Raw genomic sequence first — 24,607 nt, 5'->3', positions numbered from 1 at the left:
GAGGGAGTCAGCATGTGTGCCACGCATCAGACGCAGCACTGGATGCTCTGTCCGCAGTGTGATTTAACCGTAAAACTGCCCGCCGTACCGGTGGGCAGCCGTGCGCGTTGTCCGCGCTGTCACACCACGCTGGTGGCTAACTGGCACGAACCGCGTAAACGTCCCACCGGCTATGCGCTGGCGGCGCTGTTTATGCTGCTGCTGGCCAATCTGTTTCCGTTTATCAGCATGCATGTGGCTGGGCTCAGCAGCCAGATCTCGCTGATGGCTATCCCGCAGGTGATGGATCGCGAGGATTATCGCAGCCTCGCCACGCTGTTCCTGCTGTTTGTGCAGGGCATTCCGGCTTTCTGCATGATCGCCATTCTGCTGCTGGTGAATCCGGTGCGCTTGCCGCACAGCCTGCGACTCGGGCTGGCACGCATTCTGTTTCAATTGCGCAGCTGGGGTATGGCAGAAATTTTCATGGCCGGCGTGCTGGTCAGCTTCGTCAAACTGATGGCCTACGGTGAAATTGGCCTTGGCAGCAGTTTCTGGCCGTGGTGCCTGTTTTGTCTGCTGCAGCTGCGTGCGTTTCAGTGCGTCGATCGCCGCTGGGTCTGGCAGCGCATCGATCCGCTGCCGCCGCTGGCGCAAACGCCGCAGGCGGGCATCAGCGGACTGAAGCAGGGGTTGCGCAGCTGTCCGTGCTGCACCGCGATTCTGCCGGCCGCGCAGAAAACCTGTCCGCGCTGCGGCGTGAGCGCTGCGCCGCGCAGGCAGCACAGCCTGCAGTGGACGCTGGCGCTGCTGATCACCTCGGTGATGCTGTATATCCCGTCGAATATTATGCCGATCATGGTGACCGAAACGCTCGGCTCGCAGTATCCCTCCAACATTATGGCCGGCGTGATTTTGCTGTGGGGCGATGGTTCCTGGCCGGTCGCGCTGGTGATTTTTATCGCCAGTATTATGGTGCCTTCGCTGAAGATGGTGGCAATTGGCTGGCTGTGCTGGCACGCCAGCGGCCGCGGCCGGCGCGACAGCGAGAAGATGCACCTGATTTATGAGGTGGTGGAGTTTGTTGGCCGCTGGTCAATGATTGATGTGTTTGTGATCGCTGTGCTGTCTGCGCTGGTGCGCATGGGCCAGCTGATGAGTGTTTACCCTGCGCCAGGCGCGCTATTGTTTGCGCTGGTGGTGATCCTGACTATGTTCGCCGCCATGACGTTTGATCCGCGCCTGATTTGGGATCGCCTACAGGAAACTGAACGTAAGGAGCCGCGTCTTGACGGACAACCAACACGGCATTGCTAACGTCGACCAGATTAAACGCTGGTCGCCGGTGTGGATCGTACCTATCGTCACGCTGTTAATCGGCGGATGGATTCTGTTTTATCACTTCAGCCATCAGGGGCCGCAGGTCACGCTGATCACCGAAAACGCCGAAGGCATTGTTGCCGGTAAAACCACCATTAAAAGCCGCAGCGTCGACGTGGGCACCGTCGAAAGCGCGGTGCTGACGGACGATCTGCACCATGTGGAGATCACCGCGCGCCTGAATGCCGGCATGGAAAAACTGCTGCATAAAGACAGCGTGTTTTGGGTGGTGAAGCCGCAGATTGGCCGGGAAGGGGTGACGGGCCTCGGTACGCTGCTCTCCGGCGCCTACATTGAACTGCAGCCCGGCGCCAAAGGGGATAAGCCAGAGCACTATCAGCTGCTCGATGCGCCGCCGCTGGCACCGCCGGATGCCAAAGGTATTCGCGTCATCCTTGACAGCAAAAAAGCCGGCCAGCTTAATCCGGGCGATCCGGTGCTGTTCCGCGGCTATCGCGTCGGCACGGTGGAAACCAGCACCTTTGATACCGACAAGCGCATGATGACCTATCAGCTGTTCATCGCCGCGCCTTACGATCGCCTGATTACCACCAATGTGCGCTTCTGGAAAGACAGCGGCATTGCGGTGGATATGTCCGCTTCCGGCATGCGCGTCGAAATGGGCTCGCTGACGACCCTGTTTAGCGGTGGTGTGAGCTTTGACGTGCCGGACGGCTGGGAACTCGGCGAGCTGGCCAAAAACCAGGACGACTACCATCTGTATGATGACCAGCGCAGCATTCAGGATTCGCTGTACACCAAACATACTGATTTCCTGATGTTCTTCAGCGACTCGATTCGTGGTCTGCAGGTCGGCGCTCCGGTAGAGTTCCGCGGCATTCGTCTTGGTACCGTGGCTCAGGTGCCTTACATGATCCCGGGCGTGAATCAGGCGCTGAACACCGATTACCGCGTGCCGGTGCTGATCCGCATCGAGCCGGACCGCTTTATTAGCCGTCTGGGTGGCGACTTCAATCTTGAACAGCATCTGCAGGATGGTAAGAAACGCGGCCTGCGCGCCACGCTGAAAACCGGCAACCTGCTGTCCGGTGCGCTGTTTGTCGATCTCGACTTCTATGATAATGCACCGGCTTACAAAGGACCGAACGAAGTGGCGGGGCTGGAAGTGATTCCGACCGTAAGCGGCGGCCTGAGCCAGATTCAGCAGAAACTGATGGCGGCGCTGGATAAGATCAACGCGCTGCCGCTCAACCCGATGATCAACCAGGCCACCGGCACGCTGAAAGAGAGCCAGCGCACCCTGCAGCAGCTGCAGAAAACGCTGGATAACCTCAATCAGATCACCGCCAACCCGGCGATGAAAACGCTGCCGGCCGATATGCAGCAAACCCTGCGCGAGCTTAATCGCAGCATGAAGGGGCTGCAGCCGGGATCGCCAGCCTATAACAAACTGGTGGGCGATATGCAGCGCCTTGACCAGGTGCTGCGCGAATTGCAGCCGGTGCTGAAAACGCTCAACAGTAAGAGCAACGCGCTGGTATTTGAAGCCAAACCGGGTCAGGATCCGCAGCCAAAGAGGGCGAAACAGTGAAAAAAGGGCTGATTATCGGTGCTGTGCTGCTGCTGGCGGGCTGCAGCAGCACCATCGACACCACTTATTACCAGCTGCCTGCGGGCAGCAATATGGCGCGCGTCAGCAGTGACGCCTCCGCCAGCCAGCCGATGATTTGGGTTGAACAGGTGAGCGTGCCGGATTATCTCGCCGGCAACGGGCTGGTTTATCAAACCAGCGACGTGAAGTACGTGATTGCCGCCAATAATCTGTGGGCCAGTCCGCTCGACCAGCAGCTGCAGCAGACACTGGTGAGTAACCTCGGGCAGGCGTTGCCCGGCCGGCTGGTGGCCAGTCAGCCGCTGGGTGACACGCACGATACGCTCAGCGTGCACGTCACCGGCTTCCACGGCCGCTATGACGGCAAGGTGGTAGTAAGCGGTGAATGGCTGTTACAACATCAAGGCCGGCTTATCAAACGTGGCTTTAATCTGACGCTGCCGCAGACCGAAGATGGCTACGATGCGCTGGTACGCACGCTGGCGCTCGGCTGGCAGCAAACGGCACAGCAAATTGCTAACAGCGTGGTGACGCTAAATTAGGATTTGTTCGATGCTTATGCTAAGTCCCTGATTTGCCGTTATGTGACGGCGCGCAAATCAGGGACTTTTTTATTGCGGAATCAGCCAGATATGGCAGCGGCACTGAGGAATTTGTGTCGATTTCACGGCAAATTGATGACATTGGCGTGAATTTTGCGCATTGACCTTTCACCCACCACAGGTTAGAACATTACTGTGGTTGAACATTAATTCACCACTCTTTCTTTCCACCAGATTCCACCAGACCTGAAATGAGGGAAACGAGGTATGAAGAGACAGAAGAGAGACCGCCTGGAACGAGCACATTCACGAGGCTATCAGGCAGGCATTACCGGCCGCTCAAAAGAGATATGCCCTTATCAAATGATCGATGCCCGGTCTCACTGGTTGGGAGGTTGGCGACAAGCCATGGAGGACAGGTCGGCGGTGGCTTAGGCACCGTCGGATGTCTGTAAACAGGAAAAAAAACCTCCGCTGCGTGCGGAGGTTTTTGTTGGCGGGTCAGAACGCTGAAGTGTCTTTAAACAGGCCCACTTTCAGGTCAGTCGCGGTGTAAATCAGGTTACCGTCGACGAACACTTCGCCATCGGCCACGCCCATCACCAGCTTGCGGTTGATGACGCGTTTGAAGTGAATTTTGTAAGTAACCAGCTTCGCCGTCGGCAGAACCTGGCCGGTGAATTTCACTTCACCCACACCCAGCGCACGGCCTTTACCTTCCGCACCCAGCCAGCCGAGATAGAAGCCAACCAGCTGCCACATAGCATCCAGACCCAGACAGCCTGGCATCACCGGATCGCCTTTAAAGTGGCAATCAAAGAACCACAGGTCAGGGCGGATATCCAGTTCGGCTTCCACATAACCTTTATCGAATTTGCCGCCGTCTTCGGTCATTTTGACCACGCGGTCCATCATCAACATGTTGTCAGACGGAAGCGGTGGGCCATTCTCGCCAAACAGTTCGCCGCGACCAGAGGCAATCAGGTCTTCTTTGCTATAGGATTCGCGTTTATCTACCATGTTCTCAATATGCCTTCTTTTAGTGAAGCCCGAATATTAGCGAACAGTTGTACGCTGGGCAATGTAATCAGCTGTGGTTGAACCAGTTGAGCCAGCGTAATGGCCAGGGCCGCGGTCGGTTTTCCTGCTGATTGAGCTGAGTAATGCGCTCCTGAATGGTGCTCAGCAGCGAGTCGCCGCTTTCGCTCTGCCAGGCAATACCGGTTAACAGCGGCAGCGCTTCGTCAACGCGCTCAATCGCCCAGATATGGAACTGGCCCTGCTGCACCGCTTCTACCACGTCGTCGCTGAGGCTGAGATGGCGCACGTTGCTGGCAGGCAGAATCACGCCCTGTTTGCCGGTCAGCTCACGCGACTGGCAGATGTGGAAGAAGCCTTCGATTTTCTCATTCAGACCACCCACCGGCTGCACGTTACCAAACTGGTCCACCGAACCGGTAACGGCAATCTGCTGGTTCAGCGGCTGGTTTGCCAGCGCGCTGATCAGCACGCACAGCTCGGCCAGCGAGGCGCTGTCACCGTCGACTTCGGAGTAAGACTGCTCAAACACCAGCGATGCCGAGAAGGGCAGCTGCTGTTCCAGCTCCAGCTCGGAAATCAGATATGCCTGCATGATCATCATGCCTTTGGCGTGGATGTTGCCGCCAAGCTCCGCTTTGCGCTCCACGTCGGTAAATTCGCCATCGCCCGGGTGCACAACACAGGTGATGCGTGATGGCTCGCCCCACGGACGTGGATGACCAGGGAATTCAATCACCGACAGGCCGTTGATCTGACCAACTACTTCGCCTTCCGTTTCGATCATGATCTGATTTAACAGGATCTCATCGCGCATCCGGTCGGCAAGGAAACTCTCGCGCCACTGGCGTGCTTCCAGCGCCTCTTTCAGCGCCTCACCATTCAGTGTCTCACCGTGCAGCGCGGCTTCCTGCAGCTGACGGCGCAGCCAGCGCGGGCACAGCGGCAGCGTGTCCTGATCTCCGGTCAGACGCACCGCTTCCTGGATCAGCAGCGGCCAGAAATCAGCTTCGGGTGGCGTAAGACCGGCCTGTTCCGCCTGGCATAGCGTCCAGCGGCACCAGTTGGCCATGTCATCATCATCGACCAGCTGGAGATTCTCTTCGAACTCGCTGTAGAGCGCCATTTCGTGCACTTCAACGTCCAGTTCCTGGAAGCTGGCCAGCGCCTCGCGATCGCCACATAAAATCAGACGCAGCTGCAGCGGCAGTGGGGGAATGGTCACCGGCAACGGGCGGCGCTCGTCCGGTGAATACCAGTCGAAGCGACCCAGTTCAATCACTTTGCGCAGGCGCAGCCACAGCAGCGGCTGTGCCAGCAGGGTATTGATCGACAGAATCAACGTGCCACCGTTAGCCTGATGCAGCAGACCGGGCTCCAGCTGCACGCGATCTTTATACTGACGCACGCAGCCGAACAGCTGCTCGGACTCAATCCAGTCGGCGTAATGTACGCCGCCAGCGCTGGTGAACGGACGGCTGGCGTCAACAGGCGGTTGCAGGCTGACATTATCGCCCATCACATGGTAATCACCGCCGTACAGCGCAGTCTCATCCGGCTGGAAGCGCTGTGCCGCTTCGGCAATCCACGCCAGATAATCACTGTTTTCCTGGCTGCGTAACAGCAGCAGCGGAAAGCCCAGCGTTTGATGATGTAAATGCGCCAGCGCATTCAGCAGACGCGGCTGAACCGCGGCAAGCGTATCGCTATCTTCCAGAGAGACGGTTGAGAAAAGTGATTGGTAGCGTGAGCTATCCGGCTGCAGGGCTTGCCACGTAAGTTGAGTGCTGGTCAAAATATTCGCATTAGTCTGGTTCAGGAAAAGCGCGATTATACAGGATTCAACCCGGTTAAGCACGGCGCACTTCCGGCCTGAACTGTGATGGCCGCAACATGTTTTTCCTTGCTGCATCCGGGAAAAAAGCTGTTATTCTTAGTTTGTTACGTGATCACGATGAGATTCCGATGAAATACCAGCAACTCGAAAATCTTGAAAGTGGATGGAAGTGGAAATACCTGGTGAAAAAGCATCGGGAAGGTGAGCTGATCACCCGGCATATTGAGCTGAGCGCTGCGCAGGCGGCGGTAGAGACGTTGCTGGCGATGGAGAATAACCCGGTTGAGGTCGGTGACTGGATCGCAAAGCATATCCATCCGGAGCTGGAAAACCGTCTGAAGCAGACCATACGCGCGCGGCGTAAACGTCATTTCAACGCAGAGCATCAGCACACGCGGAAAAAATCGATCGATCTGGAGTATCTGGTGTGGCAGCGTCTGGCCGGTCTGGCGCAGCGTCGTAACAGCACCTTATCAGAGACCATCGTTCAGCTGATCGAAGATGCAGAACGCAAAGAGAAGTATGCCAGTCAGATGTCAACGCTGAAGCAGGATCTGCAGGCGATTCTGGGTAAAGGTGGCGCGGATAACGAATAGCAAAAAATGCGTGTGATAAAAAGCCAAAAAAAACCCCGCCGAAGCGGGGTTTTTTATTGCGCGATAACTTAAGCCTGTGGCTGAGTTACAACGTCTTTGATACCTTTCACGTCGATTTCAACGCGACGGTCTGGCGCCAGGCAGTCGATCAGGGCATTGCGGCCTTTCACGCTGTCACAGGTGTTGCCAGTAACTGGGTTAGATTCACCCATGCCACGTGCAGAGATCTTGTTAGCCGGGATACCTTTAGATACCAGGTAGTCGACAACAGACTGAGCACGTTTCTCAGACAGTTTCTGGTTGTACTGGTCTGAACCGATGCGGTCGGTGAAGCCCAGAACCACAACAGAACCGTCTTTCGGATCCATTGAGCTCAGCTGGCTGTACAGCTGATCCAGAGCCTGCTGGCCTTCTGGCTTCAGGGTAGATTTGTTGAAGGTGAACAGCACGTCAGACTTCAGAGTGAAACGCTTGGTTTCAACAACCGGAGCCGGAGCTGGCGCTGGAGCAACAACTGGTGCAGCAGCTTCGTCCTGACCGAAACGGTAAGAAACGCCGACGCTCAGCATGCTGTTGTCTGGACGCGCACCAACGGTACCTGCGTCACCGATGTTGTTAACCCACTGGTAGTCCAGGCGAGTCGCCCAGTTTTTGGTCAGTGCGTATTCAACACCAACAGCAGCCAGCGGAGAAACGCCGGTGTCGTGGTTGCTGATGCGGCCGTTGTCTGGGTTGGTCTGAGTTGAATCAGCACGCCATACCATGCCGCCCAGACGGGTGTACACGTCCAGATCGTCAGCAATTGGGTAGCTCAGTTTAGCTGCCAGCTGAACGCCCTGTGCTTTGAATGCGCCATTGGTCACGTTGCCTTTGTTCGGCATACGGCCCAGCCAGTCGTAGCCCAGCTCGAAGCCCAGGTATGGGTTAGCCTGGTAGCCCAGGAAAGCACCTGCGCCCAGCTGAGATTCGTGAGTTGGACCGTCGTTGTTTTCGTAACCGTTACCGTAGTAACCAGTATCGTGATACTGAGACCAGCCCAGTTTAGCACCGGTATACCAGGTGTCATCTTTAGGAGCGGCCTGCGCTACGGTAGCGAAGCCAGCCAGTGCCACTGCAATTGCGATAGCTGTCTTTTTCATTTTGCGCCTCGTTATCATCCAAATAGGCAATGAGCAAAAAGGTTGCTCTTGGTTGTAATCCTTCGCCGGGTCTAAACGCTCGCTTATGACTCTACCGAAAAAACGGAGGTTATTGAGCACCCTGGCGAGGTAAAGTCTACAACGAGATTGGAAACTTACAAGTATGATGTGACGTCAGCGGATAAAAAAACAGGGATTTATACACACATTTTAACAAATGACATGGCAAAATTTTCGCTACCAGAAAAGAAAAATGCGGCTAAGCCATTGTCATAGCTGGCGGGAAAAGAATCAGTGGCTTAGCCGCAACTTTGTGAAAAAATAGCGTGAGAAAAATCTTAGTTTTACTTAATGAAACAAATCAGAGGGAATTTTTGCGCTGTTTGGCTGTCTGGACAGAGCAAGATCCCGCCCCTGAGGACGCATAATCAATCCCAGCGCTTCGCCTTCGGCGGCTGCCTGCTCAAGTTCCAGGCGCTCTTCATTGCTCAATTCATAAGGAATCCAGGCGAGTACCACGCTGTAGTTGCCGGTGCGCAACGCTTTCACCATGCTCTCAACCGTGCTTAAACGCTCGGATTCCGTAATATGCATACTCTTTTCCAGCGGTAATCCTGACTGCTGCATCCAGCTGCGGTTCAGTTTGTGCGCTGGCGTCAGCCACAGCTGCCAGCGTGACTGCGTGCTCAGCTGCTTGAGGACCGGCAGTAACAGCAGCGGCATGATGCCGGGCTGCTCGCTATAACGCAGTTCAGTAATACCACCCAGAGAAGGTTGCGTTAAGCCCGTCGCAGCGAAACGGTGAGCACGATCAGCAGGGCCAGAGTATTGAGTACGCATATTTTAATCACTCAGTAATGAACTGTATGAATATACAGTAATGAGTTCCTGGATAAAGATCAACCTCAATTTCTGAAAATGCCTCGCAAATTCCGCACAAGAACCGCGCGTTGCCGCTTTTATTCATTGAACAGCTAAATCGTTTTTTCTATCTTCTAACCAGATGAATCTCTGAGCTTTTTATAGGAAATTTCCCGCGCAAGGAATGAGGAAAAGGGGACGTTATGAAGAAAAATAATCCGGTGGTTGAGCAGTCCAAAGCCCAGTTAGCGGCATTGGGAAAAATTGAATCGCGCACCCAGTTTGGTGGTTACGCGCTGGCGGTCGAAAAGGTGGTGTTTGCTTACATCAATGAGGATGCGCTCTATCTGCGCGCCAGTGAGGCGCTACAGCACTATGCCGCACAGCGCCCGCTGGAACCGTTGATATATCGCAAGCGCGGCATGCCGGTGACGCTCAGCTACTACAAAGTGGATAATCAGCTCTGGCAGGACGCCGATCAGCTGCTGCGCTTATCGGCCAGTTCGCTGTCTGCGGCGCGCGCCGAGGCGGCGAACAGACTTGTCTTGCTCAGGCTGAAAGATCTGCCCAATCTCAGCCTGCGCATGGAGCTGATGCTGCACAAAGTCGGGATCAATTCTGTTCGCTTGCTGTATGAAATGGGCTCGCGTCAGAGCTGGCTGAAGTTGCGGGCGGTGAATAAAGATATCGGCCTGAAAACGCTGCTGGCGCTGGAAGGCGCCATTTCCGGCCATCACCAGGCCGCTTTGCCGGCGGCGGTACGTGAAGAGTTGAGCGCCTGGTATCAGGAAACGCTCCGCCAGCACGCCGCGGCGGAGCGCCTGTTGCCTTAAGCGGCAGCGAGGGTGCGGCGCAGACGAGCAATTTCCGGCAGCAGCGCAACCAGCAGCCCCAGCTGCTGCAACACCAGCGGTGCCTGCGCCTCCTCACTGGTTTTCAGCGCGCTCAGGCGCTGCATCAGTGCCTGCTGCATCGTTTCCGCCTGCGCTTCGCTGACGCGATCGATCTGCAGCACATCCTCGACGAAGCATACCGCGTCATCTAAAAGTGTCAGCAGTTCGCCCTGCGTCAGCTGCTCCCGGTGCGCGCCCAGCGCTGAGATGTAGCTGAGAAACGAGTGGTTAAGGCACATCAGACGGAACGCATTCTCGCGCAGCGGCGGCTGTTGCTTCAGTTCGCCGCTGATATTGGACACCACGGACGCCAGTTCCGCATCGGCGTTGTGCGCGTCACGGCGCGCCACGCGGTAGGCGAGACGGTTATCTTTACCCTGATGATACTGTTCCAGGATGGCATCAAGATAACGACAGTTGGCATTCAGCGTGCGATCGGCAACGGTCGTCAACTGACGGAAACGCCAGTCAGGCCAGACAAACGCCACCGCCAGCCAGGCGAGGCCACAGCCGAGCAAGGTATCCACCACGCGCGGCAGGGCGACATCAAAGCCTTCACCCAGCAGATTGAAGCACAGCAGCACCAGCAGGGTGATGAACAGCGTCGCCTGCGCGTACTGAATCTGGCGGAAGGCAAAAAACAGCACGCCGCTCAGCACAATCAACACCAACTGGCCCTCGATAGAGGGCACCAGCCACAGCACCGGCAGGCCAATCGCAATACCGGCCAGGGTTCCGCCAATACGCAGCGCCAGCCGCCGCCGTGTGGCGTTGTAGTTAGGCTGGCAGACAAACAGGCTGGTCAGCAGGATCCAGTAGCCGCGATGAAGGCCGGTAAGCTGAATGAAGGCGTACCCCACGCACAGCACCAGCGACATGCGCACCGCGTGGCGGAACAACGCCGAGGTCGGACTCAGATGGCGACTGAGGCGCAGCCGGATATCCGCCCAGCCACTCAAGCCTTCACGCGACAGATGGTGATCGCTCTGCATCAGCGGTTCTGCCAGCCGCTGCTCTGATTCGATCGACGCCAGCTGCGCGTCAATGGCGCGTAAGTTGCGCAGCAACCAGAACAGCGGACGAATGTGCGTCGCCTGCGGATCGTTATGTTGCAGGCGCTGCAGGGCGGTCTCCAGCCGTTCAAAGCTGCGCGCAAAATGGCTATCGTGGTGCCACGGCTGGCGCAGCACGATATTCTCTGCCAGCTGGCGACAGGCCTGCGCCTGCATGTTCAGCAGTCGCTGAAAGCGAAACAGCACCTCGTTGTAGCGCCAGTCATCGCGCAGCAGGTGATATTGCAGATGCGACGAGCTGGCGCGCTCGTGAATATCCTGCGCCACAAAATAGTAATGCAGGCTGCGCCGCGTGCTGCGTGAGCCGCGGTCGCCGCGTAAACGGCTCTGAATGGTGGTTTTCGTCAGGTTGAGCTGCGCCACCAGCTGACTATTAACCATCGCGGTGGCGATCAGCGCCGCGTCATCCTGCTCACCGCCGTCGGGATCAAACAGATTGGCCTTGGCTTCCAGATAGCGCGCCAGCTGGGAAAAGCTGGCGGCCAGCTGCTCCTGCACCGGGCGCACCGGAAACATCAGGTGGCCGATAAAGGTCAGCAGGTTGTACCACAGCGCGCCAATCAGCAGCAGCGCCGGCTGCATCCACCACTGCGGAAACAGGCCAATGCCCAGCATGGTGTACACCGCGATCAGCAGGGCACCAAACGCAATGGTGGCGTAGCGCTGCCCCAGCGCGCCCAGTAGAATAAATCCCCAGCTGGAGAGCGCCAGACCGATAGCAAACAGCCACGGGTGCGGAAACAGCAGCTCAACCGAAACCGAGGCAATGCAGAAGCACACCAGCGTGATGAGCAGGTTGCGCACGCGGCCGGTCCAGCGATCGTCAAGATCGGCCAGCGCCGCCGCCACGACGCCGAGCGTCAGCGGAATGGTCCACTCAATCTGCTGCAGCCACCAGGGAACGGCGGCACAGCCGGCCAGCGCAAAGAAGATGCGCAGCAGGTAGCGCAGGCTGCTGTTGAACAGATAACGGCGCCAGCCGGGCAAAGCGTCAGGCATCATCTTCAGCCTCAGTAGCGGCGCCGCGCGTTGGCTTCACGCGCCGCCTGCGCTTCTTCCACTGACACCACGCGGCGACCTACCGGCCACAGCGCGATAGCGGCGATTTTGAAGTGGGCAATGCCGGTCGGAATACCAATGATGCTCAGACACTGCAGGATGCCGGTTGAGATGTGCATCAGGCACAGCCACCAGCCAAAGAAAATCAGCCAGAACAGGTTGAGGAAGGTGCCGCCGGCGTTCAGCACGTGGCTTTTGCTCTCCGGGCGCAGCACGTCAACGTGAACCGCTTCGTTGCCAAACGGCAGCAGGGACAGTTTGGTGATCTCCCAGCAGGAGCGGGTCAGCGGCAGGGTAAAGATCAGCACGATGCTGATCAGCGTGGCCAGCAGCCAGCCGAGGGTGGTGATAAAGCCGCCAAGAACAAAATTCAGAATATTAAGCACGGTGCGCATAACGCGATTTTCCTTTTGCAATCCGCAATATGTGTCGCCCAGTTTAGCGTGTTTTAAGGCTGGAGCGCTAAGGGTCTGACAGGTAAACTGCGCGATAATTGAATTCCACATGACGGTGCGGAGATGGAAATAAAAGCAACATCCATGGGCAAACGGCTGGCACAGCATCCCTATAACCGGGTGCGACTGCTGGCTGCCGGTGTGGAAGTCAGCGGCGATCGCCACGAGTACCTGATCCCGTTTAATCAGCTGATCGGTATTACCTGCAAACGCGGCCTGGTGTGGGGCGAGCTGGAATTTTTGTTACCGGAAGAGAAAGTGGTGCGGTTGCACGGCACCGAGTGGCAGGAAACCCAGCGTTTTTATCATTACCTGCAGCAGGCGTGGCAGCAGTGGAGCCTCGAGATGAGCGAAATCAGCGCGCAGGTGCTGAGCGCGCTGCAGCAGGAGATCGTCGCGTTTACCGGCCAGGATCGCTGGCTGAAGCGCAGCGAACTGGCCGCGGTAAAAGAGACCATCACGCGCCAGTTTTCCGCCTTACCGCTGCCGCTGGCACGGCTGGAGGAGTTTGATAACTGCCGCACGCTGTGGCGCTTTTGCCAGCAGTGGCTCGAGCAGGGCGAGAGCGCGATTCGGCAGCGCAACCGTGAATGGAGCGCGCGGGTGATCAGCGATAATCACGCCTTCTTCTCCACCGTCGAAACCACGCCGCTCAATCCATCGCAGTGTGAGGCGGTGGTCAACGGTGAAGACGCGCTGCTGGTGCTGGCCGGCGCGGGCAGCGGTAAAACCTCGGTGCTGGTGGCGCGCGCCGGCTGGCTGTTACAGCGCAAACTGGCGCAGCCGGAGCAAATCCTGCTGCTGGCTTTTGGTCGCCAGGCGGCGGAAGAGATGAACGATCGGATCCAGACGCGGCTGGGTGAGAGCGCGATTCAGGCGCGTACGTTTCACGCGCTGGCGCTGCACATCATTCGTGAAGGCAGCAATAAGCAGCCGGTCATCAGCCGGCTGGAAAGTGACAGCAGCGCACGACGTCAGTTGCTGATCGAAAACTGGCGTGAGCAGTGCAACAGCAAAAAGGCGCAGGCCAGCGGCTGGCGACAGTGGTTGCAGGAAGAGCTGGCGTGGGACGTGCCGGAAGGTCCGTTCTGGCAGGATGACAAACTGGCGCAGCGTCTTGCCGTGCGGCTGGAGCGCTGGCTCGGCCTGATGCGCATGCACGGCGGCGCGCAGGCGGCGATGATTGCCGATGTGCCGGAACCGCTGCGCGACAATTTCACGAAGCGCGTCAGGTTGATGGCACCGCTGCTCAAAGCATGGAAAAGCGCACTGAAAGCCGAGGGCGCGGTGGATTTCTCCGGGCTGATCCATCAGGCGATCGCTGTGCTGGAGAAGGGCCGCTTTATCAGCCCGTGGAAGCACATTCTGGTGGATGAATTCCAGGATATTTCCCCGCAGCGGGCGGCGCTGCTCAGCGCGCTGCGGCAGCAAAATAAGCGCACCAGTTTGTTTGCGGTCGGCGATGACTGGCAGGCGATCTATCGCTTTAGCGGCGCGGAGATGAGCCTGACCACCGCGTTTCATCACTATTTTGGCGAAGGCGACCGCTGCGTACTGGATACCACCTACCGTTTCAACGATCGCATCGGTGACATTGCCAACCGCTTTGTGCAGCAGAATCCGCATCAGCTGCGCAAGCCGCTCAACAGCCTGAGCAAAGGGAACAAAAAATCCATTACGCTGCTGCCGCAGGAGCAACTGGAAGCGCTGCTCGACAAGCTGAGCGGTTACGCAAAGCCGGACGAGCGCGTACTGCTGCTGGCGCGTTACCATCATCTGCGTCCGGCCATGCTGGATAAAGCCAAAACCCGCTGGCCGAAACTGCGTATCGACTTCATGACCATCCACGCCAGTAAAGGCCAGCAGGCGGATTTTGTCATCGTGCTGGGGCTACACGAAGGGCGTGACGGTTTCCCGGCGCAGGCGCGCGAGTCGATCATGGAAGAGGTACTGCTACCGCAGCCGGAGGATTTTCCGCATGCGGAAGAGCGGCGCCTGGCCTACGTGGCCATCACGCGTGCGCGTCAGCAGGTGTGGCTAATGTTTGATAAAGAGCGGCCTTCCGTGTTTGTTGAACACCTGCGCGAACTGGGCGTTCCGCAGAGCCGGAAGGCCTGAGCCATCAGGCTTTCAGGCGTTCCGTCAGGTAGCGCTGATAATCGGGGATCTGAATCGTCACTTCGCTGGCAAACATCGGCGAATGGATAATGAAATCCGCGGTGGCGCGGTTGGTCGCTACCGGTATATTCCATACGGTAGCCAGGCGCAGCAGCGCTTTGACGTCCGGATCGTGCGGTACTGCATTGAGCGGATCCCAGAAGAAGAACAGCACATCAATTTTGCCTTCTGCAATCAGCGCGCCGACCTGCTGATCGCCGCCCATTGGCCCGCTGAGCATGGCATTCACATCCAGTCCGGTGTGACGATTGATCAGGTTGCCGGTGGTGCCGGTGGCGTATAGCACGTGAGGTTGCAGCGCATTTTGATTGATTTTTACCCAGTCCAGCAGCGAGGCTTTGCAGTGGTCGTGGGCAACGAGGGCGATGTGTTTCTGAACTTTCAGGGTACGAACGGTCTGCTCCATGGGGCTTCCTGTTTCGGCGCGTGCAAACGTAGTGAATGCACGAGTTTACCCCTGGCGTTCAGCTGCTATCAACTTGCGCGTAGGGTTTTCACCCAACTGATAAAACGCTGCCGCGTGGCGGCATCAACACGCTGCAGCCAGCGTTGCAGCGCGGGCAAATTACTGGCGTCCTGCCATACCATATCCAGACTGAGACTGGCGTCCGGTACGCTGGCCGCCTGCAGCGCAAAGCGCGGCACGCTGGCCGCCTGCGCCGTACGGTTGTAATTGATCATCGCCTGTTCAACATTGCCGCTGCTCTCACCCGGCAACCGATCGCGAATGCTGGCTATTTCATTACCACGCTCATCAATCAGCTGAAAGTTTAACGATTTATCAAACAGGCTGCGTTCGCGGCGGTTATTCAGCGCCGGCAGGCGAATCGCTACGGAATGGGCGTCGGCGGTGAAGGTGACAATCATCAGTTCTGAGCGGAAGTGAGTGGCATCGGCGCAGGGTTTATCCACGCGAAACAGAAACTGATGCTGACCGCGCTCCAGCTCAAGGCTGTCCGCGCCTTTCAGCAGCGAACCTGAGATTTTGCGCCCATCCAGCACCAGCAGGTCGATCTGCGGATCGAGCTTCAGGGTGATGGCATGGCAGGTTGCCGATACGAGCAGCAACAGCAAACCCGTAACAGCCAGAGACAGCTTCATTTCAACTCCCGGAACAGGGGAAAAAGGGCGATGTGTAGCAAATTATTACATTATGGCAGTTAATTTACATTTTAACATATTTATTCGTGTCGCCGCGCAAACTTTTCGTGCGCTGCGCTTGCACTTTAGCGCGCAATGGCATCTACACTCAGGCGAGTGAACAAGGAGAAAAACATGAACGATCAAACGATTCGCGATGTCCTGACGCAAACCCAACGCATCGCGCTGGTCGGTGCCAGCGATCGCACTGAGCGTGCCAGCTATGGCGTAATGAAATACCTGCTCGATCAGGGTTATGACGTGGTGCCGGTGAGCCCGAAGCTGGCGGGACAGCAGTTGCTGGGCCAGACCGTGTATGGCACGCTGGCGGAGATCCCGGGCAAGATCGACATGGTGGATGTGTTCCGCAATTCCGAAGCGGCATGGGGCGTGGCGCAGGAAGCGATTGCTATCGGCGCCAAAACCCTGTGGCTGCAGCTGGGCGTGATCAATGAGCAGGCGGCGGTGCTGGCGCGTGATGCCGGGCTAACGGTGATTATGGATCGCTGTCCGAAGATGGAGATTCCGCGGCTGGGCGTGACGCGGTAAATAAAAACGGCGACTCCGGGTCGCCGCATGATTAATGCCGCAGGCTGGGTGCCTGCAGCTGCTGGCGGATCGAGGCGGCCAGCTCATCCATGGATGGCTGTTCCGGATGTTCGAACGAGGTTTCGCCGGCCAGCTGAATCTCAGCGATATAGGTATGCACCTGTTCGCCTTCCTCATCTTCCATCACTACGTGATACCAGGGGGCCGCACGCAGCGATTCCGTCGCGCCAACCTCATCCAGCTGCGGATCGTCCAGCGAATACTCCGGGTCGACATCCACAATCACGCCGAGCACCCCGGAGAGACGGTGCCGGACCTGCTGTCCAATTCCAAATTTACTGGCAATCATTGTGACCTCCCAAAACTTTGCCCTGCCACCGATATGGGGGCAGGGACAGCGTTTTCAAGTCACAGCACGCGACAGGCAAAGCCTTTCAGATAAAGCCCTTCAGGATAGCTGGCTATCACCGGATGGTCGGCTGCCTGACGGAACTGCTCTATAAATTGTACATCACGACCGGCATCAACAGCGGCATCGGCGATAATTTTCTGGAACAGCTCGGTGGCCATCAGCCCGGAACAGGAGAAAGTCAGCAGAATGCCGCCCGGATTCAGCAGCTGCATCGCCAGCATATTTATGTCTTTATAGCCGCGGCAGGCACCCATCAGCTGGTTTTTATTCTCAACGAATTTCGGCGGATCCATGACGATCATGTCGAACTTCTCGCCGCTGTCGCGGTAGCGACGCAGCAGTTTGAACACATCGTCACGCAGGAACTGCGCGCGTGAGACATCCAGCCCGTTAAGCGCCACGTTCTGTTTTGCTACGTCAAGGGCGTCCTGCGAGGTATCCACGCTGATCACTTCCCGGCAGCCGCCGAGCAGAGCAGAGACCGCAAACCCGCCGGTGTAGGAGAAGCAGTTAAGCACGCGGGCATTTTCCGCGTAACGACGGGTGGCAAAACGGCTGTCGCGCTGATCGAGGTAATAACCGGTCTTGTGACCGCCCTGAATATCCACCAGCAGCTGCATGCCGTGCTCGGTTATCGGCAGCAGCGCAGGCGGCAGTTCACCGCTTACCGGACCCTGCGCCAGCTCCAGTCCCTCTTTCTTGCGCACTGCCACGTCAGATCGGTCGTAGATGGCGCAGTCGGGATAGCACTGCTGCAGCGCCGAGACGAGAGCCGGGCGCTGATACTCCGCCCCGGCCGACAGCAGTTGCAGAACGAGGAAGTTACCGAAGCGATCAATCGTGACGCCCGGCAGTCCATCGGACTCGCCGGCAATCAAACGATAGCTGTCCAGCCCGTCGCGCTGTGCCAGCCAGTCGCGCCACTGCTGGGCTTTCTGCAGCGTGCGCACAAAGAAGGCGATGTCGATTGACTCATCCTGCTGCCAGCTCCAGACGCGCGCGCGAATTTGTGACTGAGGAGAGTAGGCGGCACGGGCCAGCCATTTGCCGTTGCTGTCACAGATATCAATGGTTTCACCCGACTGGGCTTTACCTTCCATACGGGCAACGGCGCCGGAGAACACCCACGGATGGCGGCGGAGCAGGGATTTTTCACGTCCCTTAGCGAGAATCAATCGAACGGTCATGTTTGCTATGCTTACCTGAAAAAATGAGGCGCCATTTTCCGGTGGATGGCGGCAAAATGCAACGCACAAAGGGGAGATCGCCATGGCGACGACAGGTTATAAAATCTGGGTTCACGGCAGGGTGCAGGGCGTGGGCTTTCGTTATTACACCCAGGCGCAGGCGAACGCGCTGGGCGTCACCGGCTATGCGCATAATCTGGCCGATGGCAGCGTGGAGGTGCTGGCGGCGGGAGAAGCGCAGCAGGTGGAGTCACTGATTGCATGGCTGAAGGCAGGCGGACCGCCCAGTGCCCGGGTCGATAAGGTGCTGGTGGAGCCGCATCAGCTGGCGGAGCGGCCGACGCGGTTTACTACCGGATGATCACAGACACTTCGCCGGTTTTGGCAGGCCAGCGATTTTAGTGGCCTGTTTGGCCGGACCTTCCGGGAACAGGCGAAACAGATAGCGGCTGTTGCCTTTCTCTTCGCCATATTTTTGCGCCATGGCTTTGACCAGCATGCGCACCGCCGGCGAGGTATTAAACTGCTGATAAAAATCACGCACAAAGTGCACCACTTCCCAGTGCGCTTCACTCATCTCAATCGCTTCCTGCTGGGCGATGGCCTGCGCCAGCGCTTCACTCCAGTCAGCGCTATTTTTCAGATAGCCTTCTGCGTCAGTGGCAATCTCTTTACCGGCAAAAATCACGTTGTTTCCTCATATCGTCAGCGCGCCTATTGTAAAGGCGGCGGCGGATAAAAAGCAAAAACCCCGCCGGAGCGGGGTTTAACGGTGCGTGCGTTACGTCTTAGTCGCGGTTGGCGAAGCCCAGCAGGCTCAGCAGGCTGACAAAGATGTTGTACAGCGAGACATACAGGCTGACGGTGGCGCGAATGTAATTGGTTTCACCGCCCTGAATGATGTTGCTGGTTTCCCACAAAATGGCACCGGCAGAGAACAGAATAAACAGGGCGCTGATCGCCAGGTGCAGCGCGGGCAGCTGCAGGAAGATATTGGCAACCACGGCCACCAGCAGCACCACAAAGCCGGCCATCATCATGCCGCCAAGGAAAGACATGTCGCGACGCGTGGTCAGGACATAGGCGGAACAGCAGAAGAACACCAGCGCGGTGCCGCCCAGCGCCATGGCGATAACATCACCCATACCGGCGGTGAGGAACGAGCTGAGAATCGGACCGAGGCAGTAACCGAGGAAGCCGGTGAAGGCAAACGCGGCCAGAATACCCGCCGGGCTGTTCGCCAGGCGATAGGTCAGGAACATCAGCCCGTAAAAGCCCACCAGCATCAGAATCAGTCCCGGCGAGGGCAGGGCATAGACGGTGCTGAGCGTGGCGGTGACGGCGGAAAACGCCAGCGTCAGGCCAAGTAAGAAATAAGTATTGCGCAGCACTTTATGGGTGCTGAGTAGCGACTGCTGCTGTGACGAGCTAATTATTCTGTCCATCATGCGCTCCTGTTAGTGAGAGAACACCAAATATGGCCTGAGAATACGCAACGGCCAGAGGACAGAAAAGGCGTTTTACCCATCTTTACGCGATAAATTGCTGTTTCACTGAGCAGAATGACGATTAAGACGGCAAAAAAATCATTTTTGACTGTTTTTCAGGCGAACGAATCACTGGATGCTTTACATCGTTCGGGGGGATGTTTATAGTGCGCCTCATTGCGGAGGGGTGGCCGAGCGGCTTAAGGCAGCGGTCTTGAAAACCGCCGATGGGAAACCATCCGAGAGTTCGAATCTCTCCTCCTCCGCCACTTCACACTCTCGCAGTGTCAGGTGACAAAAAGATTTCAGGAGGGATGGCCGAGTGGCTTAAGGCAGCGGTCTTGAAAACCGCCGATGGGAAACCATCCCAGAGTTCGAATCTCTGTTCCTCCGCCATATAAGAGAAGCCCGCAGCGATGCGGGCTTTTCGCTTTTCTGCTTTCCATCCTTCTGAAAAACATCCTGAAGCTTTTCAATCTGCTGCCGTAACCCGACGGCCAGCGCGTTTACTGCTATAGTCGATGCACGGTTTTTGCAAACATCTGGCGATTTTCTCAGGCAAGCTGGGTTACACTGTGCGGTAATTCGCTCTTTGGCGAGCTAATCGCTTGAATGCCAGAGTGTTTCCCTGATGAATTATGGAATAGGCACAATGATCAAGAAACTGAGTCTTTGCGCGCTGTCAGTGATCGCGGCGCTGCCGATGGGTATGAGCGCTTATGCCGCGGATGGCGACATGCAACTGCAGCAGGTCCTGATGCTGAGTCGTCACAACCTGCGTGCCCCGCTGGCCAACAACGGCAGCGTGCTGGAGCAGGCGACGAAAAAAAGCTGGCCGCAGTGGGATGTGCCCGGCGGTGAGCTGACCACCAAAGGCGGCGTGCTGGAAGTCTACATGGGTAACTACACCCGTCAGTGGCTGGCCCAGCAGGGGCTGGTACAGAACGGCACCTGTCCGGACAGCAGCAACATCTTTGTCTATGCCAACAGCCTGCAGCGCACCGTCGCAACGGCGCAGTATTTCGTCACCGGGGCTTTCCCGGGCTGCGATATCGCTGTCACCCATCAGGATGCGATGGGCACTATGGACCCAATCTTTAATCCGGTAATCACCGATGGCAGCGAAGCGTTTAACAAGAAAGCGCTGGCGGCGATGACCGCAGCCAATGAGAAGCTGGCGCTGAAGCCGGCCTTCCAGCGGCTGGAAAAAATCGTCGATTACAAATCAGCCCCGGCCTGTAACGGCAAGAAACAGTGCGACCTGAGCAGCGGCGACAACACCTTTAGCGCGGAAAACGGCAAAGAGCCCGGCGTCAATGGCCCGCTGAAAGTGGGTAACTCGCTGGTCGACGCCTTCACGCTGCAGTATTACGAAGGTTTCCCGGCGGATCAGGTTGCCTGGGGACAAATCAAAACGCCTGAACAGTGGAAAGAGCTGGCGGCGATCAAAAATGGCTATCAGGATGCGCTGTTTACCGCGCCGGAAGTGGCGCGTGACGTTGCCGCACCGCTGGTGGATTACATCCGCAGCCAGCTGGTCGATCAGGACAAAGCCACCGCGCCAAAAGTCACGCTGATGGTCGGACACGATTCGAATATCGCGTCATTGCTCAGCGCGCTGCAGATTAAGCCATACGAGCTGCCGGGTAACGACGAGAAAACCCCGATTGGCGGCCAGGTGGTGTTTGAACGCTGGCACGATGCGAAGAACAATAAAGATCTGCTGAAAGTGGAGTATGTCTATCAGACGGCGGATCAGCTGCGTAATGCCGATGTGCTGAGCCTGAAGAACCCACCGAAGCGCGTTACGCTGCAGCTGGCGGGGTGTGACACTGACGCCAACGGCTACTGCAGCTGGGATCAGTTCACCAGCGCGCTGAACAACGCGCTGCAGGGTACACCGCTGCAGCCAGCCGCACCGGCACCGGCCGCACAGCCTGCTGCCGCGCCGGCAGCCAGCGATGACGCACAGGCCAAAGCGGATCAGGCCAGCGCAGATAAAGCGGCGGCTGACAAAGCCGCGGCTGATAAAGCTGCAGCGCAGAAAGCCGCTGACGCCAAAGCCGCTGAGGAAAAAGTGAAGGCGGACAAGGCCGCGGCGCAAAAAACGGCGGACGACAAAGCCAAAGCTGAGAAGGCCAGCGCTCAGAAGGCCGCAGATGAGAAGGCGAAAGCCGATGCTGCAGCGGCGCAGAAAGCGCAGGCTGAAGCAGCGCCGGCGAAGCCGGAGGCGGACGCGAAACCCGCGCAACAGCCGGCAGCAGCCAGCAACTAAAACGCCAGCAGGGTCGCCATGCACGGCGACCCTGCTGTGTTGTTACCGGCTGCGCATTGACGCGCACCGCAGTAAATCGAATAAAACCACCGTTCAGTTCCACGGTGGTTTCATGCCGCTTAACCGGCTACCACGACCAGTTTCTGGTTAGCAAACTCCTTCAGCCCGAGATCGGACAGTTCACGGCCATAGCCGGAACGCTTCACGCCGCCGAACGGCAGCTCAGCCGCGGTATCACTCTGCGAATTGATAAACACCATGCCGGTCTCAATCTGCGAAGCCATGTTGCGCCCGCGCGCAATGTCCCGCGTCCACACGGAACCGCCCAAACCGTAGTGCGAATCGTTAGCCAGCGCCACGGCAGCACGATCGTCCGCCACCACATACACCTGCGCCACCGGGCCGAAAAACTCCTGATAATAAGCCGGGTTATCCGGCGTCAGGCCGGTCAGGATGGTTGGCTGGTAGTAGCAGCCGACGCCGTCGATTACGCGTCCGCCGCACTCCACGCGTGCGCCATGCGCCACCGCCTCGTCCACCTGTTTCACCAGCCGGTCACGTGCATCCTGTGACGACAGCGGCCCCAGCGTGGTTTTTTCATCTAACGGATCGCCGGGCGTAGCGGATTGCAGCGCCGCGCTAAACTTAGCCATAAAGCTTTCGGCAATCTTTTCATGCAGAATAAAGCGCTTGGCCGCGGTACACACCTGACCGCAGTTGCTGAGCCGCGCCTGCGCCCCCTGGCGCACCGCTTCATCAATGTCGGCATCATCCAGCACCACAAACACATCGTTACCACCCAGCTCGAGCGTGGATTTTTTCAGGTGCTTACCGGCCTGCTCAGCCACCGCGCTGCCGGCGCGCTCTGAACCGGTGAGCGCCACGCCCTGCACGCGCGGATCGGCAATCAGATCGGCCACCTGCTGGTTAGAGATAAACAGATTGGTCCACGCGCCCTGCGGCGCACCGGCTTCCAGCACCAGCTTTTCAAACACGTCGGCACAGTGCGGCACAATGTTGGCATGTTTCGCCAGCACCGGGTTGCCCAGTGCCAGGTTCGGTGCCAGCACGCGCATCAGCTGATAATACGGGAAATTCCACGGCTCGACGGCCACCACCACGCCAATCGGATGGTATTCGAGCCAGGCATCACCGACATCGCTGGGATAGGGCTGTGCCTGCAACAGCCTTGCCGCGTGTTCGGCGTAATAGCGCGCGATGCTGGCGCAGATTTTTACTTCGCCGCGGCTCTGGCCAATCAGCTTACCCATCTCTTTGCTGGCGATGGTGGCCAGCTCTTCGCTGCGCTGATCGATCAACTCTGCCAGACGCTGCAGCACCTGCAGACGCGGCTGAATATCGCCTTTGCTCCACGGCGAATGGTAGAGCGCATCGGCGGTGTGCAGCGCCTGCTGCGTGTAGCTGTCATCGTGTGATGGCCAGGTTTTCAGCAGCTGATTGTTGGCCGGATTAATGCTTTGATAGGCTGACATAAAGGCTCCCTGACGGCTAAAAATGAGAAGGCGGGACATGCCCGCCAGTGCTTCAGATGTTTTTACGTTCGACCGGTTTATCGTCCCACGTCAGGACATCCTGATCGGTTTTCTCGAAGGCGCGGAATAACACCTCATCGCTGCCTTGCTGGCGCCAGATCTCTTCGGCAAGCCGTTCGTCATAATTCGCCACTTCGAAAATTGCTTCAGCGATTTCCGGTGAGGTGTGACGTAAGGTCGCCCATTCGCCCACGTGGTGAGCTTTAAACTGTTCTGTTGCCATAACTCTCTCCTGTTGGGAATTTATCCTTTCAGTTTTACCGCCAGACCGGCGACGTATTGGCCCTGATAACGGGCAATTTCCAGTTCTTCCGCCGAGGGCTGGCGCGATCCATCACCGCCCGCCAGCGTGGTTGCGCCATACGGCGTACCGCCACGCACCTGCGAAATATCAAACAACTCTTTGGTGCCGTAGCCGATGGGCACAATCACCATGCCGTGATGTGCCAGGGTGGTCCACACCGAGGTGATAGTCTGCTCCTGACCGCCGCCAGTGCCGGTAGACGCAAACACGCTGGCAATCTTGCCGTACAGCGCGCCAGAGGCCCACAGGCCGCCGGTGCGGTCCCAGAAATTACGCATCTGACCGGACATGTTGCCGAAGCGCGTCGGGGTGCCGACGATGATGGCATCGTACTGCGGCAGGTCGTCCGGTTTGGCTTCCGCCGCCGGCTGATTAACCTTCCCGCCGACCTGAGCAAACCGTTCGGCATCCATACTTTCCGGCACGCGCAGAATGGTGACTTCGGCACCGCTCACGCTCTTCGCACCGTCCGCCACCGCGTTAGCCATGGTCTCGATATGTCCATACATGGAGTAATAAAGCACCAGAATTTTTGCCATCGTGTTTTCATCCTGTGGTGTAAGGAACAGAAAGAAGTATAGAAGAGGCTGCGCGCTATGCTGGTCAGCCATTGAACAGTCACGGAGATCGCGCTGCGACTTCTGCCGCTAACCGCTTGTTTTTCAGCTTAATATCTTGCCATAAAAGCGATGCTAAGCGGTTTATCTGTTGCAAAGTATGAATATGTGCCTGATTGTGCGCATCCATTGGCTATGCTTTAAGCGGGTGTGGCGAGATATTACGCACCTGACCTGACACTGTTAGCGCAGTGAAATGTCTTCACCACCTATGCTCAATACCTGGAGGAAATGATGGCTCAACATCGTGGAGGATCAGGCAACTTCGCGGAAGATCGCGAAAGGGCCGCGGAAGCGGGTCGAAAAGGCGGTAAAAACAGCGGCGGGAATTTCAGAAATGATCCGCAGCGTGCTGCCGAAGCAGGTGAAAAGGGGGGACGCAGCCGCGCGAAAAAATAGTGCGTCTGTGACGGTATCCTCGGCCGCCGGGTACGCCCGGCGGTTACAATGATTGCAATTTGCCCGGCTAATCAGCAAAAA

General features: G+C 57.6%; 26 protein-coding genes and 2 tRNA genes. 13 read left to right on the top strand and 15 right to left on the bottom strand.

Going from position 1 to position 24,607, the window contains the following annotated elements:
- The first annotated feature begins 12 nt into the window (after positions 1–12).
- From pqiA to rmf, 4 genes are all read left to right on the top strand, one after another.
- Positions 13–1,296 (top strand): membrane integrity-associated transporter subunit PqiA, encoded by a 1,284-nt coding sequence (gene pqiA, locus AC6I8P_RS11895; RefSeq protein WP_058780796.1) that lies wholly within the window; start codon positions 13–15, stop codon positions 1,294–1,296.
- Positions 1,268–2,911: an intermembrane transport protein PqiB gene (pqiB, locus tag AC6I8P_RS11890; protein ID WP_021508311.1), complete on the top strand. Its 1,644-nt coding sequence runs from the start codon at positions 1,268–1,270 to the stop codon at positions 2,909–2,911. Before pqiA ends, pqiB begins: the two co-directional genes overlap by 29 nt.
- Positions 2,908–3,474: a membrane integrity-associated transporter subunit PqiC gene (gene pqiC, locus AC6I8P_RS11885; RefSeq protein ID WP_058759729.1), complete on the top strand. Its 567-nt coding sequence runs from the start codon at positions 2,908–2,910 to the stop codon at positions 3,472–3,474. The genes pqiB and pqiC overlap by 4 nt, the downstream gene beginning before the upstream one ends.
- A gap of 267 nt (positions 3,475–3,741) precedes the next feature.
- Positions 3,742–3,909 carry a ribosome modulation factor gene (gene rmf, locus AC6I8P_RS11880; RefSeq protein WP_013508548.1) on the top strand — a complete coding sequence of 56 codons (168 nt, stop codon included), beginning with the start codon at positions 3,742–3,744 and terminating at the stop codon, positions 3,907–3,909.
- A 66-nt stretch (positions 3,910–3,975) separates the two neighbouring features.
- On the opposite strand, the gene fabA is transcribed toward rmf, so the two are convergent.
- Together fabA and AC6I8P_RS11870 are read right to left on the bottom strand one after the other, a co-directional pair.
- Positions 3,976–4,494, bottom strand: a complete 519-nt coding sequence (fabA, locus tag AC6I8P_RS11875; protein WP_010616565.1) for a bifunctional 3-hydroxydecanoyl-ACP dehydratase/trans-2-decenoyl-ACP isomerase — start codon at positions 4,492–4,494, stop codon at positions 3,976–3,978.
- 67 nt (positions 4,495–4,561) lie between these two features.
- Positions 4,562–6,424, bottom strand: a complete 1,863-nt coding sequence (locus AC6I8P_RS11870; protein ID WP_058775388.1) for an AAA family ATPase — start codon at positions 6,422–6,424, stop codon at positions 4,562–4,564.
- A 53-nt stretch (positions 6,425–6,477) separates the two neighbouring features.
- On the opposite strand from AC6I8P_RS11870, the gene matP reads away from it, so the two are divergent.
- The gene (gene matP / locus AC6I8P_RS11865) at positions 6,478–6,945 is read left to right on the top strand and encodes a macrodomain Ter protein MatP (RefSeq protein WP_021508308.1); all 468 of its coding nucleotides are present in this window, start codon (positions 6,478–6,480) and stop codon (positions 6,943–6,945) included.
- Between the two features lie 68 nt (positions 6,946–7,013).
- Here matP and ompA read toward each other — a convergent pair whose 3' ends face one another.
- Positions 7,014–8,084 (bottom strand): porin OmpA, encoded by a 1,071-nt coding sequence (ompA, locus tag AC6I8P_RS11860; protein WP_058759727.1) that lies wholly within the window; start codon positions 8,082–8,084, stop codon positions 7,014–7,016.
- 348 nt (positions 8,085–8,432) lie between these two features.
- On the bottom strand, positions 8,433–8,924 hold the full coding sequence (gene sulA, locus AC6I8P_RS11855) for an SOS-induced cell division inhibitor SulA (RefSeq protein WP_031279848.1): 492 nt from the start codon (positions 8,922–8,924) through the stop codon (positions 8,433–8,435).
- 224 nt (positions 8,925–9,148) lie between these two features.
- On the opposite strand from sulA, the gene AC6I8P_RS11850 reads away from it, so the two are divergent.
- Entirely contained in the window at positions 9,149–9,778 is a 630-nt protein-coding gene (locus tag AC6I8P_RS11850) for a TfoX/Sxy family DNA transformation protein (RefSeq protein ID WP_021508305.1), read from the top strand.
- On the opposite strand, the gene yccS is transcribed toward AC6I8P_RS11850, so the two are convergent.
- Positions 9,775–11,913 (bottom strand): YccS family putative transporter, encoded by a 2,139-nt coding sequence (gene yccS / locus AC6I8P_RS11845; protein WP_498030632.1) that lies wholly within the window; start codon positions 11,911–11,913, stop codon positions 9,775–9,777. The two genes, AC6I8P_RS11850 and yccS, sit on opposite strands and share 4 nt — an antisense overlap.
- An 8-nt stretch (positions 11,914–11,921) precedes the next feature.
- A complete protein-coding gene (locus tag AC6I8P_RS11840) occupies positions 11,922–12,365 on the bottom strand; it encodes a YccF domain-containing protein (RefSeq protein ID WP_021508303.1) in 444 nt (147 codons plus the stop codon).
- Between the two features lie 123 nt (positions 12,366–12,488).
- Between AC6I8P_RS11840 and helD the strand changes: the two genes are divergently transcribed.
- Complete coding sequence (helD, locus tag AC6I8P_RS11835) at positions 12,489–14,543, top strand: DNA helicase IV (protein ID WP_498030631.1); 2,055 nt, start codon at positions 12,489–12,491, stop codon at positions 14,541–14,543.
- 4 nt (positions 14,544–14,547) lie between these two features.
- Here helD and AC6I8P_RS11830 read toward each other — a convergent pair whose 3' ends face one another.
- Positions 14,548–15,009, bottom strand: a complete 462-nt coding sequence (locus tag AC6I8P_RS11830) for a methylglyoxal synthase (protein ID WP_021508301.1) — start codon at positions 15,007–15,009, stop codon at positions 14,548–14,550.
- A gap of 68 nt (positions 15,010–15,077) precedes the next feature.
- Positions 15,078–15,704, bottom strand: a complete 627-nt coding sequence (locus AC6I8P_RS11825) for a YccT family protein (RefSeq protein WP_021508300.1) — start codon at positions 15,702–15,704, stop codon at positions 15,078–15,080.
- A gap of 174 nt (positions 15,705–15,878) precedes the next feature.
- Between AC6I8P_RS11825 and AC6I8P_RS11820 the strand changes: the two genes are divergently transcribed.
- Positions 15,879–16,292, top strand: a complete 414-nt coding sequence (locus AC6I8P_RS11820; protein WP_058775393.1) for a CoA-binding protein — start codon at positions 15,879–15,881, stop codon at positions 16,290–16,292.
- Between the two features lie 31 nt (positions 16,293–16,323).
- Here the strand turns inward: AC6I8P_RS11820 and hspQ are convergent, their stop codons facing one another.
- Together hspQ and rlmI are read right to left on the bottom strand one after the other, a co-directional pair.
- Positions 16,324–16,641 (bottom strand): heat shock protein HspQ, encoded by a 318-nt coding sequence (hspQ, locus tag AC6I8P_RS11815; RefSeq protein WP_021508298.1) that lies wholly within the window; start codon positions 16,639–16,641, stop codon positions 16,324–16,326.
- 59 nt (positions 16,642–16,700) lie between these two features.
- Positions 16,701–17,891, bottom strand: a complete 1,191-nt coding sequence (rlmI, locus tag AC6I8P_RS11810; protein WP_031279846.1) for a 23S rRNA (cytosine(1962)-C(5))-methyltransferase RlmI — start codon at positions 17,889–17,891, stop codon at positions 16,701–16,703.
- Positions 17,892–17,973: 82 nt separating this feature from the next.
- Between rlmI and yccX the strand changes: the two genes are divergently transcribed.
- Positions 17,974–18,252 carry an acylphosphatase gene (gene yccX, locus AC6I8P_RS11805; protein WP_058769579.1) on the top strand — a complete coding sequence of 93 codons (279 nt, stop codon included), beginning with the start codon at positions 17,974–17,976 and terminating at the stop codon, positions 18,250–18,252.
- On the opposite strand, the gene tusE is transcribed toward yccX, so the two are convergent.
- Positions 18,253–18,579: a sulfurtransferase TusE gene (gene tusE, locus AC6I8P_RS11800; RefSeq protein ID WP_010616552.1), complete on the bottom strand. Its 327-nt coding sequence runs from the start codon at positions 18,577–18,579 to the stop codon at positions 18,253–18,255.
- Positions 18,580–18,679: 100 nt separating this feature from the next.
- The gene (yccA, locus tag AC6I8P_RS11795) at positions 18,680–19,336 is read right to left on the bottom strand and encodes an FtsH protease modulator YccA (RefSeq protein WP_021508295.1); all 657 of its coding nucleotides are present in this window, start codon (positions 19,334–19,336) and stop codon (positions 18,680–18,682) included.
- Between the two features lie 223 nt (positions 19,337–19,559).
- Between yccA and AC6I8P_RS11790 the strand changes: the two genes are divergently transcribed.
- The 3 genes from AC6I8P_RS11790 to agp all read left to right on the top strand — a co-directional run bounded on the left by AC6I8P_RS11790 (position 19,560) and on the right by agp (position 21,653).
- Positions 19,560–19,647: transfer RNA gene (locus tag AC6I8P_RS11790), tRNA-Ser, on the top strand.
- 39 nt (positions 19,648–19,686) lie between these two features.
- Positions 19,687–19,774 (top strand) — tRNA-Ser (locus tag AC6I8P_RS11785).
- Between the two features lie 256 nt (positions 19,775–20,030).
- Positions 20,031–21,653 carry a bifunctional glucose-1-phosphatase/inositol phosphatase gene (gene agp / locus AC6I8P_RS11780; RefSeq protein WP_498007587.1) on the top strand — a complete coding sequence of 541 codons (1,623 nt, stop codon included), beginning with the start codon at positions 20,031–20,033 and terminating at the stop codon, positions 21,651–21,653.
- A gap of 119 nt (positions 21,654–21,772) precedes the next feature.
- Here agp and AC6I8P_RS11775 read toward each other — a convergent pair whose 3' ends face one another.
- From AC6I8P_RS11775 to wrbA, 3 genes are read right to left on the bottom strand one after another with little or no spacing between them, the layout of a single operon-like run.
- The gene (locus AC6I8P_RS11775; RefSeq protein ID WP_498030630.1) at positions 21,773–23,146 is read right to left on the bottom strand and encodes an NAD-dependent succinate-semialdehyde dehydrogenase; all 1,374 of its coding nucleotides are present in this window, start codon (positions 23,144–23,146) and stop codon (positions 21,773–21,775) included.
- Positions 23,147–23,198: 52 nt separating this feature from the next.
- Positions 23,199–23,429 carry a YccJ family protein gene (locus AC6I8P_RS11770; protein ID WP_021508292.1) on the bottom strand — a complete coding sequence of 77 codons (231 nt, stop codon included), beginning with the start codon at positions 23,427–23,429 and terminating at the stop codon, positions 23,199–23,201.
- 20 nt (positions 23,430–23,449) lie between these two features.
- Positions 23,450–24,049 (bottom strand): NAD(P)H:quinone oxidoreductase, encoded by a 600-nt coding sequence (gene wrbA / locus AC6I8P_RS11765; RefSeq protein WP_021508291.1) that lies wholly within the window; start codon positions 24,047–24,049, stop codon positions 23,450–23,452.
- Between the two features lie 312 nt (positions 24,050–24,361).
- Between wrbA and AC6I8P_RS11760 the strand changes: the two genes are divergently transcribed.
- Positions 24,362–24,526 (top strand): con-10 family general stress protein, encoded by a 165-nt coding sequence (locus tag AC6I8P_RS11760; RefSeq protein ID WP_010616548.1) that lies wholly within the window; start codon positions 24,362–24,364, stop codon positions 24,524–24,526.
- The last annotated feature ends 81 nt before the right edge of the window (positions 24,527–24,607 follow it).

The sequence above is a fragment of the gamma proteobacterium symbiont of Lampromicra miyakona genome (assembly GCF_059730895.1).
This window is presented reverse-complemented; position numbering and strand designations above follow the sequence as displayed.